This window comes from Dietzia sp. UBA5065 (assembly GCA_002415925.1).
Lineage (GTDB): Bacteria > Actinomycetota > Actinomycetes > Mycobacteriales > Mycobacteriaceae > Dietzia.
Genome location: DIAZ01000142.1, coordinates 27,479 through 43,426, shown reverse-complemented (window position 1 = coordinate 43,426; position 15,948 = coordinate 27,479). Strand labels below are relative to the sequence as shown.

Annotated in this window: 15 protein-coding genes; 9 read left to right on the top strand and 6 right to left on the bottom strand. The window is 72.6% G+C overall.

Annotated elements, in window-relative coordinates; all coding sequences use genetic code 11:
• Window positions 1-1,325: class II 3-deoxy-7-phosphoheptulonate synthase (locus B4M60_RS11630; RefSeq protein WP_291083983.1), on the top strand; the 1,325-nt coding region annotated here is incomplete at its 5' end.
• 21 nt (window positions 1,326-1,346) lie between these two features.
• Here the strand turns inward: B4M60_RS11630 and pknB are convergent.
• Window positions 1,347-3,530 carry a Stk1 family PASTA domain-containing Ser/Thr kinase gene (gene pknB / locus B4M60_RS11625; protein ID WP_291083975.1) on the bottom strand — a complete coding sequence of 728 codons (2,184 nt, stop codon included), beginning with the start codon at window positions 3,528-3,530 and terminating at the stop codon, window positions 1,347-1,349.
• 98 nt (window positions 3,531-3,628) lie between these two features.
• On the opposite strand from pknB, the gene B4M60_RS11620 reads away from it, so the two are divergent.
• Window positions 3,629-3,994, top strand: coding sequence for an Rv2175c family DNA-binding protein (locus B4M60_RS11620; RefSeq protein ID WP_291083972.1), 366 nt, complete (start codon window positions 3,629-3,631; stop codon window positions 3,992-3,994).
• Here B4M60_RS11620 and mptB read toward each other — a convergent pair.
• Together mptB and B4M60_RS11610 are read right to left on the bottom strand one after the other, a co-directional pair.
• Entirely contained in the window at window positions 3,991-5,520 is a 1,530-nt protein-coding gene (mptB, locus tag B4M60_RS11615; protein ID WP_291083970.1) for a polyprenol phosphomannose-dependent alpha 1,6 mannosyltransferase MptB, read from the bottom strand. The genes B4M60_RS11620 and mptB overlap by 4 nt on opposite strands.
• A 2-nt stretch (window positions 5,521-5,522) precedes the next feature.
• Entirely contained in the window at window positions 5,523-6,602 is a 1,080-nt protein-coding gene (locus B4M60_RS11610; protein ID WP_291083968.1) for a polyprenyl synthetase family protein, read from the bottom strand.
• Between the two features lie 93 nt (window positions 6,603-6,695).
• Between B4M60_RS11610 and metF the strand changes: the two genes are divergently transcribed.
• Window positions 6,696-7,673: a methylenetetrahydrofolate reductase [NAD(P)H] gene (metF, locus tag B4M60_RS11605; RefSeq protein ID WP_291083966.1), complete on the top strand. Its 978-nt coding sequence runs from the start codon at window positions 6,696-6,698 to the stop codon at window positions 7,671-7,673.
• A gap of 40 nt (window positions 7,674-7,713) precedes the next feature.
• On the opposite strand, the gene B4M60_RS11600 is transcribed toward metF, so the two are convergent.
• From B4M60_RS11600 to B4M60_RS11590, 3 genes are read right to left on the bottom strand one after another with little or no spacing between them, the layout of a single operon-like run.
• Window positions 7,714-8,442, bottom strand: coding sequence for an LppM family (lipo)protein (locus B4M60_RS11600; protein WP_291083964.1), 729 nt, complete (start codon window positions 8,440-8,442; stop codon window positions 7,714-7,716).
• A complete protein-coding gene (locus tag B4M60_RS11595) occupies window positions 8,439-10,025 on the bottom strand; it encodes a phytoene desaturase family protein (protein WP_291083961.1) in 1,587 nt (528 codons plus the stop codon). The genes B4M60_RS11600 and B4M60_RS11595 overlap by 4 nt, the downstream gene beginning before the upstream one ends.
• On the bottom strand, window positions 10,009-10,608 hold the full coding sequence (locus tag B4M60_RS11590) for a GNAT family N-acetyltransferase (RefSeq protein WP_291083958.1): 600 nt from the start codon (window positions 10,606-10,608) through the stop codon (window positions 10,009-10,011). The genes B4M60_RS11595 and B4M60_RS11590 overlap by 17 nt, the downstream gene beginning before the upstream one ends.
• 93 nt (window positions 10,609-10,701) lie before the next feature.
• On the opposite strand from B4M60_RS11590, the gene B4M60_RS11585 reads away from it, so the two are divergent.
• The 6 genes from B4M60_RS11585 to B4M60_RS11560 form a co-directional block, all read left to right on the top strand.
• Window positions 10,702-11,106 (top strand): SAV_6107 family HEPN domain-containing protein, encoded by a 405-nt coding sequence (locus B4M60_RS11585; RefSeq protein ID WP_291083955.1) that lies wholly within the window; start codon window positions 10,702-10,704, stop codon window positions 11,104-11,106.
• 178 nt (window positions 11,107-11,284) lie between these two features.
• On the top strand, window positions 11,285-11,695 hold the full coding sequence (locus B4M60_RS11580) for a DUF3040 domain-containing protein (protein ID WP_291083952.1): 411 nt from the start codon (window positions 11,285-11,287) through the stop codon (window positions 11,693-11,695).
• Between the two features lie 397 nt (window positions 11,696-12,092).
• Window positions 12,093-12,569, top strand: a complete 477-nt coding sequence (locus B4M60_RS11575; protein WP_291083949.1) for a division/cell wall cluster transcriptional repressor MraZ — start codon at window positions 12,093-12,095, stop codon at window positions 12,567-12,569.
• Window positions 12,570-12,745: 176 nt separating this feature from the next.
• Window positions 12,746-13,768, top strand: coding sequence for a 16S rRNA (cytosine(1402)-N(4))-methyltransferase RsmH (rsmH, locus tag B4M60_RS11570; RefSeq protein WP_291083946.1), 1,023 nt, complete (start codon window positions 12,746-12,748; stop codon window positions 13,766-13,768).
• Window positions 13,765-14,583: a hypothetical protein gene (locus B4M60_RS11565; RefSeq protein WP_291083943.1), complete on the top strand. Its 819-nt coding sequence runs from the start codon at window positions 13,765-13,767 to the stop codon at window positions 14,581-14,583. The genes rsmH and B4M60_RS11565 overlap by 4 nt, the downstream gene beginning before the upstream one ends.
• A 25-nt stretch (window positions 14,584-14,608) precedes the next feature.
• Window positions 14,609-15,948: peptidoglycan D,D-transpeptidase FtsI family protein (locus B4M60_RS11560; RefSeq protein ID WP_291083940.1), on the top strand; the 1,340-nt coding region annotated here is incomplete at its 3' end.

Sequence of the window (15,948 nt, the reverse complement as noted above, 5' to 3'; positions counted from 1 at the left end):
CCGACGCCCTCTCGCGGCCCGCCCTGCAGCAGCCGTCGTGGGATCCGGAGCACGCCGCGGCCATGCGCAGGGTCCTCGAGAGCGTGCCGCCGATCTGTGTGGCGTCCGAGGTCGAACACCTCTCGGACAAGCTGGCGGAGGTCGCGCACGGTCGGGCGTTCCTCCTCCAGGGCGGGGACTGCGCGGAGACGTTCGAGGCCAACACCGAGCCGCACATCAAGGGCGTCATCCGGACGCTGCTGCAGATGTCCGTCGTCCTGACCTACGGCGCGTCGATGCCCGTGGTCAAGGTCGGCCGGATCGCCGGCCAGTACGCCAAGCCTCGCTCCGCCGACCGCGACGGGACCGGCCTGCTGTCCTACCGCGGTGACATGGTCAACAGCCTCGAGTCCGACGACGCGGCACGTCAGCACGACGCGTCCCGCCTCGTCCGCGCCTACGCCAACGCGGCCGCCGCCATGAACCTCGTCCGGTCTCTGACCGCATCGGGGACGGCGGACCTGCACCGCGTCCACGAATGGAACATGGAGTTCGTGGCCGGGTCGCCCGCCGGCGCGCGGTACGAGGCGCTGGCCGCCGAGGTCGACCGCGGTCTGCGGTTCATGGACGCGTGCGGGGTCTCCGACGTGAACCTGCGCTCCGCGGACATCTTCTCGTCCCACGAGGCGCTGGTCCTGGACTACGAGCGGGCCATGCTCCGCCTGGCCGACGACGGGACGGGGCTGACCGGCGACGCCGAGCAGGGCCTGTACGACCTGTCCGCCCACTTCCTGTGGATCGGGGAGCGTACCCGTGGGATCGACGACGCCCACGTCGCGTTCGCCTCCCTCATCGAGAATCCCATCGGGTTGAAGATCGGGCCCTCGACCACCCCGGAACTCGCCGTGGAGTACGTCGAGAAGCTCGATCCGCGCAACCGTCCGGGTCGCCTGACGCTCGTCTCGCGGATGGGCAACGACAAGGTGCGGGACGCACTCCCGCCGATCGTCCAGGCCGTCGAGGCCTCGGGTCACAAGGTCATCTGGCAGTGCGACCCCATGCACGGCAACACCCATTCCACGTCGAACGGATACAAGACCCGGCACTTCGACCGGATCATCGACGAGGTGCAGGGCTTCTTCGAGGTCCACCACGCCCTCGGCTCCCACCCGGGCGGAATCCACATCGAGCTCACGGGCGAGGACGTGACCGAGTGTCTCGGAGGCGCCCAGGACATCTCCGACCTGGACCTCGAGGGCCGGTATGAGACCGCGTGCGACCCGCGGCTCAACACACAGCAGTCGCTGGAGCTGGCCTACCTCGTGGCGGAGATGCTCCGGAACTGACCCGGGGCCGCTCCCGGTGGCTCAGCCCAGCGCGTCCAGCTCGACCTGGCTGCCCCTGGCCACCACGCGACCGGGCAGCGGGGTCTGCCCGTAGACGATCCCGCTCGCGGTCCCCGCGTCGATCGTCGACGTCAGGCCCGCGTCCTGCAGGGTGCGCTGGGCGTCGGAGGCCCGAGCGCCCAGCACCACGGGGACGGTGACGGCGTTCGACGGGACGATCCGCAGGACCGGGGACGCGGGGTCCACCCGTCGCCCCGCAGGCGGGTCGGTGCGGACCACCCGGCCGTCGGACACCTGACGGTCGGTGACCGGCGCCTCACGGACCAGGGTGAATCCGGCCCTGGTGAGAACGTCGGTGGCCTCGTCCACCGGCACGTCCCGCACGTCCGGAACCGTGAGGGCGTTGGACACCAGGAGGGTCACGCCGTCACCCCGCGCGACGTCGGCTCCGGAATCGGGGTCGGTGCCCACGGCCAGGCCGCCGTCCACCTCGCCGTCGTAGACCCTCGTGACACCGGAGACGGTCAGGCCGACTCCCTCCAGGGCCCTCCTGGCCTGCTCCTCCTCGAGCCCCGCCACGTCGGGCACCGTCACCGGCGCGGGGCCCGAACTGGTCACCATCGACACCCGGGTCCCCACGTCGACGGTCGTCCCGGAGCGGGGGTCGAGGGAGATGACCTGGCCCACGGGGACGGAGTCGGAGTACTCGGCCCCGCCACGGACCGGCTCGAGGGAGGAGTCCCGCAGCAGCCGGGAGACGGTCTCGACGTCCCGGCCGGCCCCCACCTCGGGGACGACCGGGCGACCCACGGAGACCAGGACCGCGACGGTGTCGCCGCGGGGCACCCGGGAGCCGGCGTCGGGGTCGGTTCCGACCAGACCCGAGCGGGGGACGTCGTTGCTGAAGGCGTCCCGGATGGCGGCGGTCAGCCCGACTGCGCCGACCGCCTCGGTCGCCTGGCCCACGGACATGCCCTGGACGGACGGCACGGTGACGAAGCGGCCCGAGCCCAGCCACCACCCGGCCACGGCCAGCGCGATGGCGGCGGCCAGCACGACGATGAGCCACAGCAGGCCGAGTCGCCGGCGGGGGCGGACCGGTGTCCGGTCGGGGACCGGCTCCACCTCGCTCCCGGCGTGGGAGCCCGCGGCGCCCCGGGGGAGGGGGGCCGGGGCGAGATCCGCCCGGGTCTGGACCCGCGTGGGGACCGGGCCGTCGCCCGAGGTCAGCGCCTCTCCGCTCTCGCGATCCGCCGCATCGAACTCCGATTCGCCGTCGGGGGCCGACCTGGCCGCGTTGGCACGCGCCCTGGCCCACGACGACCGCCGCGGAGCCGGGACGACGTACGGCGGGAACCGGCCGATCGCGGCCGCTCGGTCCAGGTCGTCGAGCATCTCCCCGGCGTCGGCGTAGCGGTCCTCGCGGCTGCGGCGGGTGGCGCGGAGGATCAGGTGGTCCAGGTCCTCGGCCACCGTGTCCGACTGCTCGGACGGGGCGGGGACGTCCGTCTCCAGCCGCCGGTAGGCCACCGCGATGGAGTTGTCCCCGCTGAACGGGGGCTCCCCGGTGAGCATCTCGTACGCGAGGACGCCCAGGGAGTAGAGGTCGGAGCGGGCGTCCGTGTCCGCGCCCGAGATCTGCTCGGGGGACAGGTAGGCGGCGGTGCCCATCACGACGCTGCGGGAGGTCGCCCGGGATTCGGCCACGGCCCGCACCAGTCCGAAGTCGGCGAGCTTGACCGCCCCGGTGGTGGAGATGAGGACGTTCTCCGGCTTGATGTCGCGGTGGACCAGGCCGGCCTCGTGGGCCTCCCGGAGCGCGCCGAGGAGGGGGCGCAGCACCGCGGCCGCGGCGTACGGGGGCATCGGGCCGCGCTCGTCCAGCAGTTCCCGGAGCGTGCCACCGGGGACCAGTTCCATCACGAGGAACGCGAAGTCGCCCTCGACGCCCTGGTCGAAGACCTGGACGATGCCGGGGTCGGAGAGGCGGGCCGCCGAGCGCGCCTCGAGGGTGAACCGGTCGACGAACGCCCTGTCCCCGGCGAGGGTCGGGTCCAGTAGTTTGACGGCGACGTGGCGGTCCAGCCGCTCGTCGGTGGCCAGGTGGACGATCGACATCCCGCCGCGGGCGATCACGGCGTCCAGCCGGTATCGCCCGTCGAGCAGGGCGCCCGGCCCCGGTAACTGCCCGTCGTTGATGCTCATGGACCCTATTCTGCCCCTCCCGTCCCGAAACCGGTGCGTGACGGGCGGCGCGGCCGGTGGTGATGACCGGCGCGGGCCGTGGGACTACGGTGGTGGGGGTGAGTACCGTTCCCCACTGCGATGACGTCCTGCCCGCCGACGTCCAGACGATCAATCTCCCCGAGGTGTCCGAGCGACTGGGCATCCCGGTCACCCGCGTCCACGACCTCCTCCGCGAGGGGGTGCTGCTCGCCGTGCGCCGCTCCGGTGTCGTGGCGGTCCCCGCGGTCTTCCTCGACGGGGACGAGGTGGCGCGGTTCCTGCCCGGACTCGTCTCGGTCCTCCGGGACGGCGGGTACCTCGACGAGGAGATCCTCCGGTGGCTCTTCACGGAGGACGACAGCCTCCCGGGCCGTCCCGCGGAGGCGCTCCACGGGCACCGGGCCCGCGAGGTGGTCCGGCGCGCGCAGGCGATGGGGTTCTAGCCCTCGGCGGTCGCCCGCCACCACCACCAGCCGGTGGCCAGCGATGCGACCACGGCGATCCCCGTGACCACGGGACTGTAGAGGCTCGTCGACCCGTTGGGTCCGATGGCCATGACCAGGAACACGACGACCGCCACGGCCACCGTGGTGGCCCGCCGGCCGGGGCGGGCCAGCACCCAGAACGCGGCCACCCACAAGTGGTACCAGGGCCAGGCCAGCGAGTTGAGTACGACAAAGGCCAGCAGCGCCAGCATGATGCCGCGGACCGCCGTGAGTCGATCCCGCCGATGGCACCACCACACGGCGACGAGCGTCGCGGCCAGCAGTACCTGTCCGATCCGGCGGGTTACGGCGAGGACGTCCTCGAAGCCGGGGGAGTCCGTGACGGCGTGGATGAGGTGGGCCGCCGCGGTGGGGGCGCTGAGGTAGTTGATCACCCGGTCCGACACGGAGATCGCGTTGAGCCACCCGAGCCCCGTGCCCGAGGCGAGGGTGGCCAGGGCGAACACGGCGCCCGCGGCCGCGGCGGCGACGGCCGTGTCACCGAGCGCGCGGATCGCCGGCCGCGTCACGGCCCGGTCCCGCCGGCGCGCGTCCAGGGCGATCCACAGCAGGAAGGGCGCCACGATCACGGCCGTCGCCTTGAACGCCACCGCGACGCCGATCGCCGCGCCGGCCCACGCGTACCGCCTGTCGAGGGTGAGCACCACCGCGCCCAGGCACGCGACGAGCGGGAAGATCTCGTTGTGCAGGCCGCCGGCCAGGTGGATCACCGACAGCGGAGACACGCACGCCATCCACACCGCCGCGCCCGGGTGGACACCGGTCCGGCGTGCGGCCGTCACCACCAGCGCGACCAGGGCGCCGAGCGCGGCGAACACGGCCAGCCTGAGGAGGAGGACGCCCACGCCCGGGTGCCCCCCGGACAGTGCCACGAGGATCCGCATCGCCAGCAGGTGGAGGGGCCCGTACGGCGTCGCCGTGGACTGCCAGTCCGGGCTGACCTCCACCGAGAAGGCCCCGGGGTTCGCCTCCGGGCCGAACTCGTACGGGTCGACCCCGGCCGCGGTCATGGCCCCCTGCGCGAGATACGACCAGGCGTCGCGGCTGAAGAGCGGGACGGCGGGCAGGAGGGGGAGCGACCACAGCGCGGTGGCCCAGACCGCGTCCCGGGTGGCCAGTCGGCCGGACACCGCCCGCGGGCCCAGCGCCAGCCAGGCCGTGACCAGCAGGACCACGCCGGTCCAGGTGAGCGCCAGCGCCAGGATCTCGCCGTGGCCGAAGGCGAAGCCGATCAGGCCAACCCGGGCGGCCGGGCCACCGTCCACGGGCAGCGCGCCGGTACCGAACCCCCCGAGGGTGAGCAGGACCGACCCCAGGACCCCGCGCAGCAGTGCGGGACCCGAGGGGCCGGTCAGGGCGGTGCGGGCCGAGGCGGTGAGGGAGGTGGTCGCCGTGACGACGCGGGACGACGACGACGAGGCCGACGCCGCCGTCCCGGCGTCCGGAGCAGGGGCCGGGGTCACCCTCAGGCCTGTCGACGGGTGGCGGCCTCGGCCAGCGCGCGCAGGGTGATCCGGCCGTGATCGCTGATCGCCTCGGAGGAGACGGCGTCGAGGGCCCGCACAGTGAGGGTGTCGATCTCCGCCTCGACCGAGGCGACCGCGCCGGAGTCGACGAGCACCCGGCGGGCCCTCTCGAGCGCGGCGGCGTCGAGGTCCGTCCCGGTCACCGAGAGCAGGAAGTCGGCGTCGTCGGCCGAGGCCAGCGCGACCCCGCGGGCCAGCAGCAGGGTGCGCTTGCCCTCCCTCAGGTCGTCACCGGACGGCTTGCCCGTCACCTCGGGGTCCCCGTAGACCCCCAGCATGTCGTCCCGGAGCTGGAACGCCTGGCCGATCGCGACGCCGAACTCCCGGAGGGCCGACACGGTGTCGGCTCCCGCGCCGGCGAGTGCGGCCCCGATGTGAAGAGGGCGCTCGACGGTGTAGGCGGCGGTCTTGAATCGGTTGACGCGAGCGGGTGTCGCCTCGTCGGTGGCACCCGAGGCCTCGGCGAGGATGTCGAGCATCTGACCGGCCAGGACCTCGGTCTTCATGGCGTACCAGGGCCCGAGGGACCGCGCGAGCGCGGCGGGATCGGCGCCGGAGGTCACGAACATCTCGTCCGCCCAGGTCAGGGCGAGGTCCCCGACCAGGATCGCTTGCGAGACGCCGTACCTGCCGGCGTCTCCGCCCCAGCCCTCCGCGCGGTGGACGGCCTCGATCGAGCGGTGCACGGTCGGGTGGCCGCGCCGGGTGTCCGAGGCGTCCACGATGTCGTCGTGGATCAGGGCGCAGGCCTGGATGAGCTCGAGCGCGGCGCAGGCGGTGATGATGTGGTCCGGCACGACCGCGTCCGCGGGGCTCGCCGCGGACCAGCCCGCCAGCGCGAACCGCGGCCGCAGGCGCTTGCCGCCGCCCAGGACGAAGTCCGAGAGCAGACCCGCCAGGCGGTCCACCCGATCGTCGACCCCGGCCACGATCCCGCGACGCTGGTCGAGATGGCGACGGAGCGAATCGAGAATCCGATCCGCGTCGTCCGGTCGAGTCGACGTGACCACGGCCACCATCCCTTCCGGGCGTCCGTCCGGGCGCCCTCGCCCCTGCGATCCTAGTCGCCGGGCGGAGGTCGGCACGGGTGCGTGTCGGGCTACCCTGATCCGGTGACCCAGCTACCCGACCCCGGCCCCACGGGCGGCGAGCGCCACCCGAGCATCGTCGATCGGATCGCCGCGTCGACCACCCCGAGGGTGCCGTTCTCAGTGGAGTTCTACCCGCCCCGCGACGAGGCCGCCGAGGAGCGTCTCTGGCGCGCGGCGTCCGTGTTCTCCGAGCTCGGAGCGGCGTTCGTCTCCGTCACGTACGGGGCCGGCGGGTCCACCCGCGACCGCACCGTCAAGGTGGTGGAACGGGTGGTCCGGGAAACCGATCTGCTGCCGATCGCCCATCTCACCGCGGTGGGCCACACCGTCGCTGAGCTGCGCGAGATGATCCAGCTGTACGCCGACGTCGGCGTCTCCAACATCCTCGCGCTCCGCGGCGACCCGCCGGGGGACCCGTTGGGGGACTGGACGCCGCATCCCGACGGCCTGCACTACGCGGAGGAGCTCGTCCGGCTGATCCACGAGGTCGGCGACTTCCACGTGGGTGTCGCCTCGTTCCCGGAGGGGCACTACCGGGCGCGCGATCTGGACCATGACACGGAGGTCCTCACCACCAAGCTGCGCGCGGGGGCCGAGTACTCGATCACCCAGATGTTCTGGGACGTCGAGCACTACCTCCGGTTGCGGGACCGGGTGGCGGCCGTCGACGCCGAGCAGGCCGCCAAGCCGATCATCCCGGGTCTCATGCCCGTCACGAGCCTGCGCCAGGTCCGCAGGATGGTGGAACTGTCCGGGTGCGAGCTGCCCGCCGGGTTGTCCGAGCGACTGCGCAGGGCGGCGGGGGACGGGCCGGAGGAGAACCGGGCGGCGGTGCGCGAGGTGGGCATCGGGTTCGCCACGCAACTCTGCGAGCGGTTGATCGCCGAGGGCGTGCCCTGCCTGCACTTCAACACCCTGAACTTCTCCCGTGCGACCCACGAGGTCCTGACCAACCTGTCGATGGTCCCCTCGACAGGCGTGGGGGCGGCCAGGTCCTGACGCGGTCGGCCGGATCGGCGACCGGCCCGCGCGCCTCGGGTCAGCGCACCAATCGGTCGGCGCGTGCGCGCGAGGTCCGCGCCGCCAGGATCGTGCCGATCGAGACGACCAGCGCCGCACCGATCCCCACGATCATCCACACCGCGAACCCGCGTGCCGCCGGGTCCGGATAGGACGACGACGCCTGCATCCGGGTGATCGAGCCCGGCGCGGGACTCCAGCTCACGGAGTTGCGCGCGCCGATCGTCCCGTTGGTCTCGCTGATCCGGTTGGGGAAGGTCAGGTCGACCCGGGTGGTGGCGGTCTGGGCGCGGTCCGCCGGGATCCCGGAGAGGTCCACCGAGCCGCTGAAGGACACCGTGTCCCCGCTGCGGCGGAACCCCAGGCTGTACGGCCGGGCGCCCTCGATGTCGATCGCCAGGGACAACGCGTCCACCTCGGCGAAGGTCAGCTGGGTGAAGTAGATCTCCTTGCCGCGGAAGCCGTCGGCGGAGTACTCGGTGATGCGGACCTTCTGTTCCAGGCCGGAGGGGGTGGAGAGTCGGTCCAGCGCGGCGGCCTGGGCCGGTTGGTCCCCGGCCACGAGGATCCGGCCGGAGATGGTGTCGTCCTTGCGCACGCTCATCTGGGCGTTGAGCTGCAGGCACCCGGTGAGGACGAACATCATCGTGACGAGGGCGGCCACACCCGCGAGTCGGCGCGGCACACGGGCGGTGCCGCCGGACGCGGAGGCGGTCGGGGTGGGGCTCGGCTCTGTCACGGTCGTCATTGTGCCCGCGTACGCCGCCGGTGCCGAGTCGACGTGCCGAGCCGACGACCGACGAGGCGGGCGACGGTCCGGCCGCTGGTGCCGATGACGCCCCCGCCGGGGTGGGTCGACGCGCCCGCGAGGAAGACCCCCTCGGCCCCGGGGACGGTGTGCCCGGCCAGGTCCGGGTGGGGACGCATGGGCAGCATCTGGTCCAGCGACATCTCCACGTGCATCACGTTGCCGCCGATCAACCCCAGTTCCGTCTCCAGGTCCTCGGGGGTCTGGACGTGGCGGTGGACGATCGAGTCGGTCAGTCCCGGGGCGAAGCGTTCCGCCGCCGCGATGATCCGGTCCGCCTCCTCCGGACCCGCCTCGGACCAGCTCCGGCCGTCGGCCAGGTTCCGGGGGTGCCACTGCGACCACAGGGTCAGTTCGTGTCGTCCCGAGGGTGCCAGCGTCGGGTCGAGCGCGCTGAAGCTCATGGCCAGGACGGCGGGGTCGGCGTCTAGCCCGCCGGCGGCGGCCACCCCGTGGCGACGGTCCAGGATCCGACGGTCGGTGACGAGGAGTTGGAGCCCGTGCGCGCTGGTGGAGGGGTCCACGCCCGGGTAGCGGGGCAGGTCGGTGGTCCCGAGCCTCACCACCATCCCCAACCCGAACCCGGGGCGGATCCGACGGCGCCAGGCATCGAGACGACCCGCCGGGAGCTCGTGGGAAAGAAGGTCCAGGGTGGTGTGGACGTGGCAGGCCGCGATGACGGCCGAGCAGTACAGCGCCCTCCCGTCCACCGTGTCGACACGCCATCCCCCGCCGGATCGACGGATCGCGGTCGCACCCGCCCCCGCCGTGACCGAGCCGCCGTTCGAGCGGACGACGGACACGAGTGCCTCGGCGAGCGCCCCCGACCCCCCGACGGCGCGGCCGGGGGGGATGCGGTGCATGAGGGCGGCGAACCCGATCATCGGTGCCGTGGCCGGGTGGGACATGGGCGGCCCGGACTGGGCCCCGAACCAGGACAGCGCGGCCTTGAGCCGCTCCGAGGCGAAGGTGGCGTCGAGGAGCGCGTCACCGGAGGACAGGAAGGTCTGGACGGCCCCGAAGGGGTCCCGGAGGTCGTCCGCCCCGAGGAACGCCGAGCCCAGCCCCGCGGCCGTGGGTCGGACCCCGAATCCCTTCATCATGCGGCCGGCCAGGACGTCCCACCGGTGGACGAAGCTCCGGTAGGCGTCCGCATCGGCCTTCCCGCAGGCCGCGGCGATGCTCGCGCAGGTGGCCTCGAGGTCGCGGTGGAAGACGATCGGGGGGGAGTCGCTCCCCGGTGGTGCGGGGGCGAACCCCCACGGGTCGCAGTCGATGTAGCGGAGGCCGTGGGCGGCGAGATCCAGCTCCTCGAGGATGCCGGTGTGCCGGATCATGAGGTGCGCCGACGACCCGCGATCCGTGCGATGGCCCGGGTAGCGCTCGACGGTCGACGTCGCGCCGCCGAGGACCGTGTCCTTCTCGACCACGTGCACGTCGAGCCCCCACCGCGAGAGGTAGGCGGCGGAGATCAGGCCGTTGTGTCCGGACCCGATCACCACGAAGTCAGGACGGTTGCTCACGCGGACCTCCGGGCTCGGTGAGTGGGAGCGGTCGCGACAGGACGGCGAACGGCCGCGGGTCGCCCTCGAACCTGTACGACCGGAGCACGTCCGTGAAGTCCATCGACCGGTACAGGCGCCAGGCCCCGTTGGACTCGTCGTCGACCTCCGGGGTCGAGAGGAGGACGCTCCGTTCGGGTCGCCCGGAGAGGAACTCCCGGAGCAGGGCGGTGCCGATACCGCGCCCCTGATACCTGGGGGAGACGTGGAGCTCCGTGAGTTCGACGTAGTCGGCGGGCAACTCCCGGTCCTGCTCGCGTAGCCCCTGCGACACCTGCTCGTACCACCACTGTCCGGGGCCGCCCCTGTAGCCGTAGCAGATCGCGATCAGGCGTCCGCGGGTGTGCCCGAGCAGCCGACGCCGGGGGGACTCGAACGCCGCGACGCCCGACCATCCCTCGCGGTGGCTGTGCTCCAACCACGCCGGTGCGCGCGTCCGGACCACCTGGGGCGGGTAGCCCATGGCGTCGACGTAGACGCCGAGTGCCTCGGGCAGTCGGTCACGGAAGTCCCCGGCGTCCAGCCGGGCGATCACGGTGTCCATCCACCACATCTCACCACGGACGGGCCCCGCCGACCCCGTGTTGTGTCGGACCCCGGTTATACGGTGCGGGCCAGAAGGGGAGGTGCAGCAGAGATGACAGTGAAAGTCGACGGTCGGGGTCCGGGCGGGGGTGCCCTCGGATCCCTGTCGCGGGCGGGGCGCGCCGAGGTGCTGCGCGGTCGGGCCGTGGCCGCGCACTCTCCCGCCGAGCGGTTCCTCGAGGCGTATCGCGCCGCCCGCACCGCCGCCTCGGCGCTCCTGGCCCCGGGCCCACGTCGCCGCGGGCCGTCGGACGTGTGGCACAGGCTCGCCGCGGAGGTTCCGGAAATGGGGGAATGGGCGGCCGCGTTCGGCGGGTATTCGACTCTCGCCGCCGCGGTGGAGGACGGTCTCCCTCGCACCGTGACGGCCCGGATGGCTGATGATTTCCTGTGGGCGGTCGGGCGGTTTCTCGACCTGGTCGACGAGCGGCTGGGGGTCCTGGGTCCCGCGGCGTGAGGATCCGGGAGCGGGTGCCGGGGGCGGCGGTGTCCGTCCCGCAGATCTTGGTGGTCTCCGCAGCGTTGCACTCGTATGATGGGGGGAACCCTTGACCGGTTGATCCCCCGTTGGCGGTCGACGTCATACGGCCCACTCGGCCGAGCTCGTACCCCGCGAGCGACTAGAGGAGGTCGAAGTGCCCCTGTCCGAGCACGAGCAGCGCATGCTCGACGAGATCGAGAGCGCGCTCTACGCCGACGACCCCAAGTTCGCGTCGTCCGTCCGAAAGACCCGGGCGGCCGGTCCCCGTCGACCTGCGGCCCTGGTGGTCGTGTTGGGCATCGTGGGCGTGGGCCTCCTCGTGGGTGGGCTCGCACTCAGCGGCAGGACCGGGGGCTTCCCCGTGCTCAGCCTCGTGGGCTTCCTCGTGATGTTCGCCGCGGGAGTGCTCGCGCTGCGCTCGACGCCGCCCAAGGGCGCGTCGGCGCCCGGACGGGGTGGCGGCGCGCGGGTGCCGGGTGCCGGGAAGGCGTCCCCCAAGAGCGCCGGCGGCCGGTCGTACTCGTCCCGCATGGAGGACCGGTTCCGCCGACGGTTCGAGCAGTAGCCACGTAGTCCCCGATTCCGTCCCGGGAGGGGCGAGCGCACCAGCGCTCGCCCCTTCCGCCGATTTCGGGGCCCGGTTCCGCCGCGGCGCGTCCCCGCCGGACCCTGGTGCCCCACCACGCCCCACCACCGGTCACCACTTCGCCCCACCGTCGGTGACACATGGCTCTCGATTGTGTGAAATCGTCCCAACTGACCCAGGGGAACGGTGTGATTCCGGACGTTCGGGCGGCGTGCCACGGCGTGGATCTCCAGAAACCCGCCCGCAATATGGCCTATGAACTGCATCGATGTAACTCGGTGGGGCGAAGTGGGGCACAGGCCTTGAATGTGGGGCGTTGTGGGGTACAGTGGGGGACGCAAGGAGCTCGAAGGGCCTGAACCCCAGGAGGTGGCGGGTGACCGACGCCGATCCCGTCGACTCCGGACGTGAACGAGCCTTTGTCGGGTACGGGACGCACCGTCCCAAACTCGACGACAAGGGGCGACTGACGATCCCCGCCCGATTCCGGCCAGGCCTGGCGGACGGGGTGGTCGTGTGTGGGTGGTTCACCAACACGCTCTCGGTCTTCCCGGAGGACGAGTTCGACGCGCTGGTCAGAAAGGTCCGGCCGACCGCCAACCTCAGCGAGAGGCACATGGCGTTCTTCCGGCTCCTGGTGAGCGGCGCCGAAGTCCAGCAACTCGATTCGCAGGGGCGGGTGTCCATCCCGGCGAGTCAGCGGAACTACGCCGGTCTCGACAAGGACTGCGTCGTCAACGGTCTCGGGGAGCGTCTCGAGGTCTGGAACGCCGAGGCCTGGGATCGGTACAGCGCGGAGAACCTCCCCGTGTTCTCCGAGATGGAGGGCACCTCCCTCGGGATCGAATTCTGATCCCGCGGGGGAGAGGCCGGAACGACAGCACGGCCGCCCGCGACGGACGGAGCCCCCCGGCCCCTGCCCGGCACCACCCTGACGTATTTCCCCAACGCCAGGTGGGTACCGGACGGGGACCAGGGGGCTCCACCACAACCGGGGCACCCACCACATCCGGACGCGAGGGAGGCGAGATGGCAGGAGAGCCCGACGCCGACCGCGCCGCCGCGCGAGCGGGCCACGTCCCCGTCTTCCTCGACCGCACCATCGACCTGTTCCGCCCCGTCGTCGACGCCGCCCGCGCGGAGGGGCGTCGCCCGGTCATCGTCGACGGCACGTTGGGCCTGGGCGGCCACTCCTCGCATCTCCTCGCCGAGTTCGACCACCTGAGGATCGTCGGGGTCGACCGCGACCCGGAGGCCCTCGAGATGGCCACCCGCCGCCTCACCGCCTACCGTGACCGGTTCACCCCCGTCCACGCCCGCTTCGACGACTTCGATCGGATCGTGGAGAACCTCCCCGCCGACGCCCGGGACGAGGTCGGCCCGGCGATCGACGGCGTCCTGCTCGACCTCGGGGTGTCCTCGATGCAACTCGACGTGGCCGATCGGGGGTTCGCGTACTCGGTCGATTCGCCCCTCGACATGAGGATGGACCCCACCACGGGTCCGACGGCGGCCGACATCCTGGCCGAGTACACCCGTGACGACCTCTCCCGGATCTTCCGGGTGTACGGCGAGGAGCGGTTCGCGCGCCAGATCGCCGCGGCCGTCGTGCGTCGCCGGGATCACGACCCCGTCAGGACCAGCTCGCAGCTCGTCGAGCTCCTCTACGACACCATCCCCCACGGCGCGCGACGCACCGGCGGGCACCCCGGGAAACGGGTGTTCCAGGCGCTCCGGATCGAGGTCAACGCCGAGCTCGAGGCGGTGGAGAACGCCGTCCCCGGCTATCTCGACCTCCTCCGCCGCGGCGGGCGCGCGGTGTTCATGGCCTACCACTCGCTCGAGGACAAGATCGTCAAGCGCGAGCTGACCGCCCGCACCGCCTCCCGCACCCCGGCGGGCCTGCCGGTGGAGCTGCCCGGGCACGGGCCGGAGTTCGAGTCCGTGACCCGCGGCGCGGAGAAGGCGTCACAGGCGGAGATCGACCACAACCCGCGCTCGGCCTCGGTCCGGGTGCGCTGCGTCCGGCGCATCGACGGGAGAACCCCATGACGAGAACGATCGACACGCCGGGGCGGGCCGAGGATTCGGACACCCGGACCGGGAGCCGGCCGGACGCCGTCGACGCGGCCTCCGAGCGGGTTCCGGGCGTCGTCGGATTGCGGCGCAAGCCGGTCACCCGCTCGGTTCGCGGCCGCCGCACGGTGGTGGTCCCCGCGCAACGGCTGAGTCCGGCAGACCTCGCGGGTCGAGTCCCCTTCGTCGTCGTCCTGCTCCTCCTCATCGGAACCGGCGTGGGCGGCACGCTCCTGTTGTCCGCCCAGACCACCCAGGACACCTACGACCTCAAGAACGCGCGCGACGCCAACGTCGAACTCGTCGAGCGGATGGAGGCGCTCCGGGCCTCCAACGAGCGGGCCCGGTCGGCGGAGGTCCTGGCCCAGCGCGCCGAGAAGCTGGGGATGGTCGGGGTGGCGAGCGCGCCGATCCTCACCCGGGGCTCGGACGGGGTGATCGAGGTGGTCGGGGAGCCCGACGCGAAGCTCGGCGCGCCGATCAAGCCGCTGCAGCCCGCTCCGGTAGCGTCCGGACCGTCGAGGTCCCCGGACCGGGGTCAGTTCGACGCACCGCCCGCGCAGGCCCCACAGGACCGCGCTCCGCGCGGGGTCGCACCAGTCCCGTATCCGCCCCTCGCCGGCCCACCGACACAGGTCGCGCCGCCGGCGCCGATGCCCGCTCCGATCCCGCCGGCCTCCGTGCCCCCTGCGCCCCCCGGGGCCGTGGCGCCCGAACCGCCGGCGCCCGCGCCCGAGGCGCCGCGAGTCGACGCCGCGACGCTCGCCCCGGTACCCGGCCAGCTCTTCTGACGAACCGATCCCGAAAGGCCCCTCGATGACCGATCGACGCACCCCGGGGAACGGCCCCCGGGTCCCCTCGGGGGCTCCCGGCGGTGGGCGATCGGGTCAGGGCCGTCCGCCCACCCGGTCCGGCAGGATCCGGACGGTCGGGGGGACCGACCGGCGGTTCACCTGGATGCGGTCCGCGTTCGCCGTGATCCTCGTGATCGCGCTGACCAAGCTCCTCTGGGTGCAGACCATCGGCGGAACCGAGCTCGCCGCCCGCGCCGAGAGCCAGCGACAGGTCCAGCAGGTCCTGCCCGCGGCGCGCGGATCCATCGTCGACGTCCACGGCGATCCGATCGCGTTCACCCGCGAGGCGCGGGACCTGTCCATCCAGCCACTGGTCGAGCGGCGCAACGCGGAGGCGCGGAGGGATCTGGACAGCAGGAAGCCCACCTGGGACGAGCTGGTCGACCAGATCGCCGACGAGTTCGTCGCCGTGCTCGGCGACGCGGTGGTTCGCGAGGAGGTGGAGGCCAAGCTGAGGTCCGAGGGAGGCTTCACCTATCTCGTCCGCAACGTCGACGTCACCCAGGCCAACGCGATCACGAGGAAGTTCCCCATGATCGGCGCGGAGCGGGTGGACATCCGTGAGTACCCGGGGGGAGCGCTGGCGGCCAACGTGGTCGGGGCGACCTCCAAGAGCGACGACGGCAAGCTCATCGGACTCCAGGGCGTCGAGGCGTTCTTCAACGACCAGCTCGACGGCGAGGACGGGCGTCAGACCTTCGACAGGGCCCAGGACAACACCGTCATCCCGGGCACGCTGCGGGGCGTGTCCGCCCCGCGCGACGGTGACACGATCCGGCTCACCCTCGACGCGGACCTGCAGTGGCACGTGCAGAAGGCGGTGCAGTCCGCCAAGGACTCCTCGGGCGCGCAGGCCGCCTCCGCGGTGGTACTCGACGCGGCCACCGGCGAGATCCGCGCGATGGCCAACGACAACACCTTCAACCCGGCGGTGGGCGTCGGCGCCGAGCTCGAACGCGGGGCGGACCTCGGCAACCCGGCGATCACCTCGCCGTTCGAGCCGGGATCGGTGCAGAAGATCATCACCGCGGCGGCGGCGATCGAGGCCGGGCTGACCGACCCGCACGAGGTCCACTCGGTGGACGGCAGCATAACCATGGACGGGGTCACCGTCTCGGACGCCTGGCAGCACGGGCCGACCCCGTACACCACCACCGGCATCTTCGGGAAGTCCTCCAACGTGGGCACCCTCATGCTGGCGCAGCGCGTGGGCAGGGAGTCCTTCTCCGACTACCTGGAGAGGTTCGGCCTCGGGCAACGCACGGGGGTCGAACTCGCGGGTGAGTCCGACGGACTGGTGCC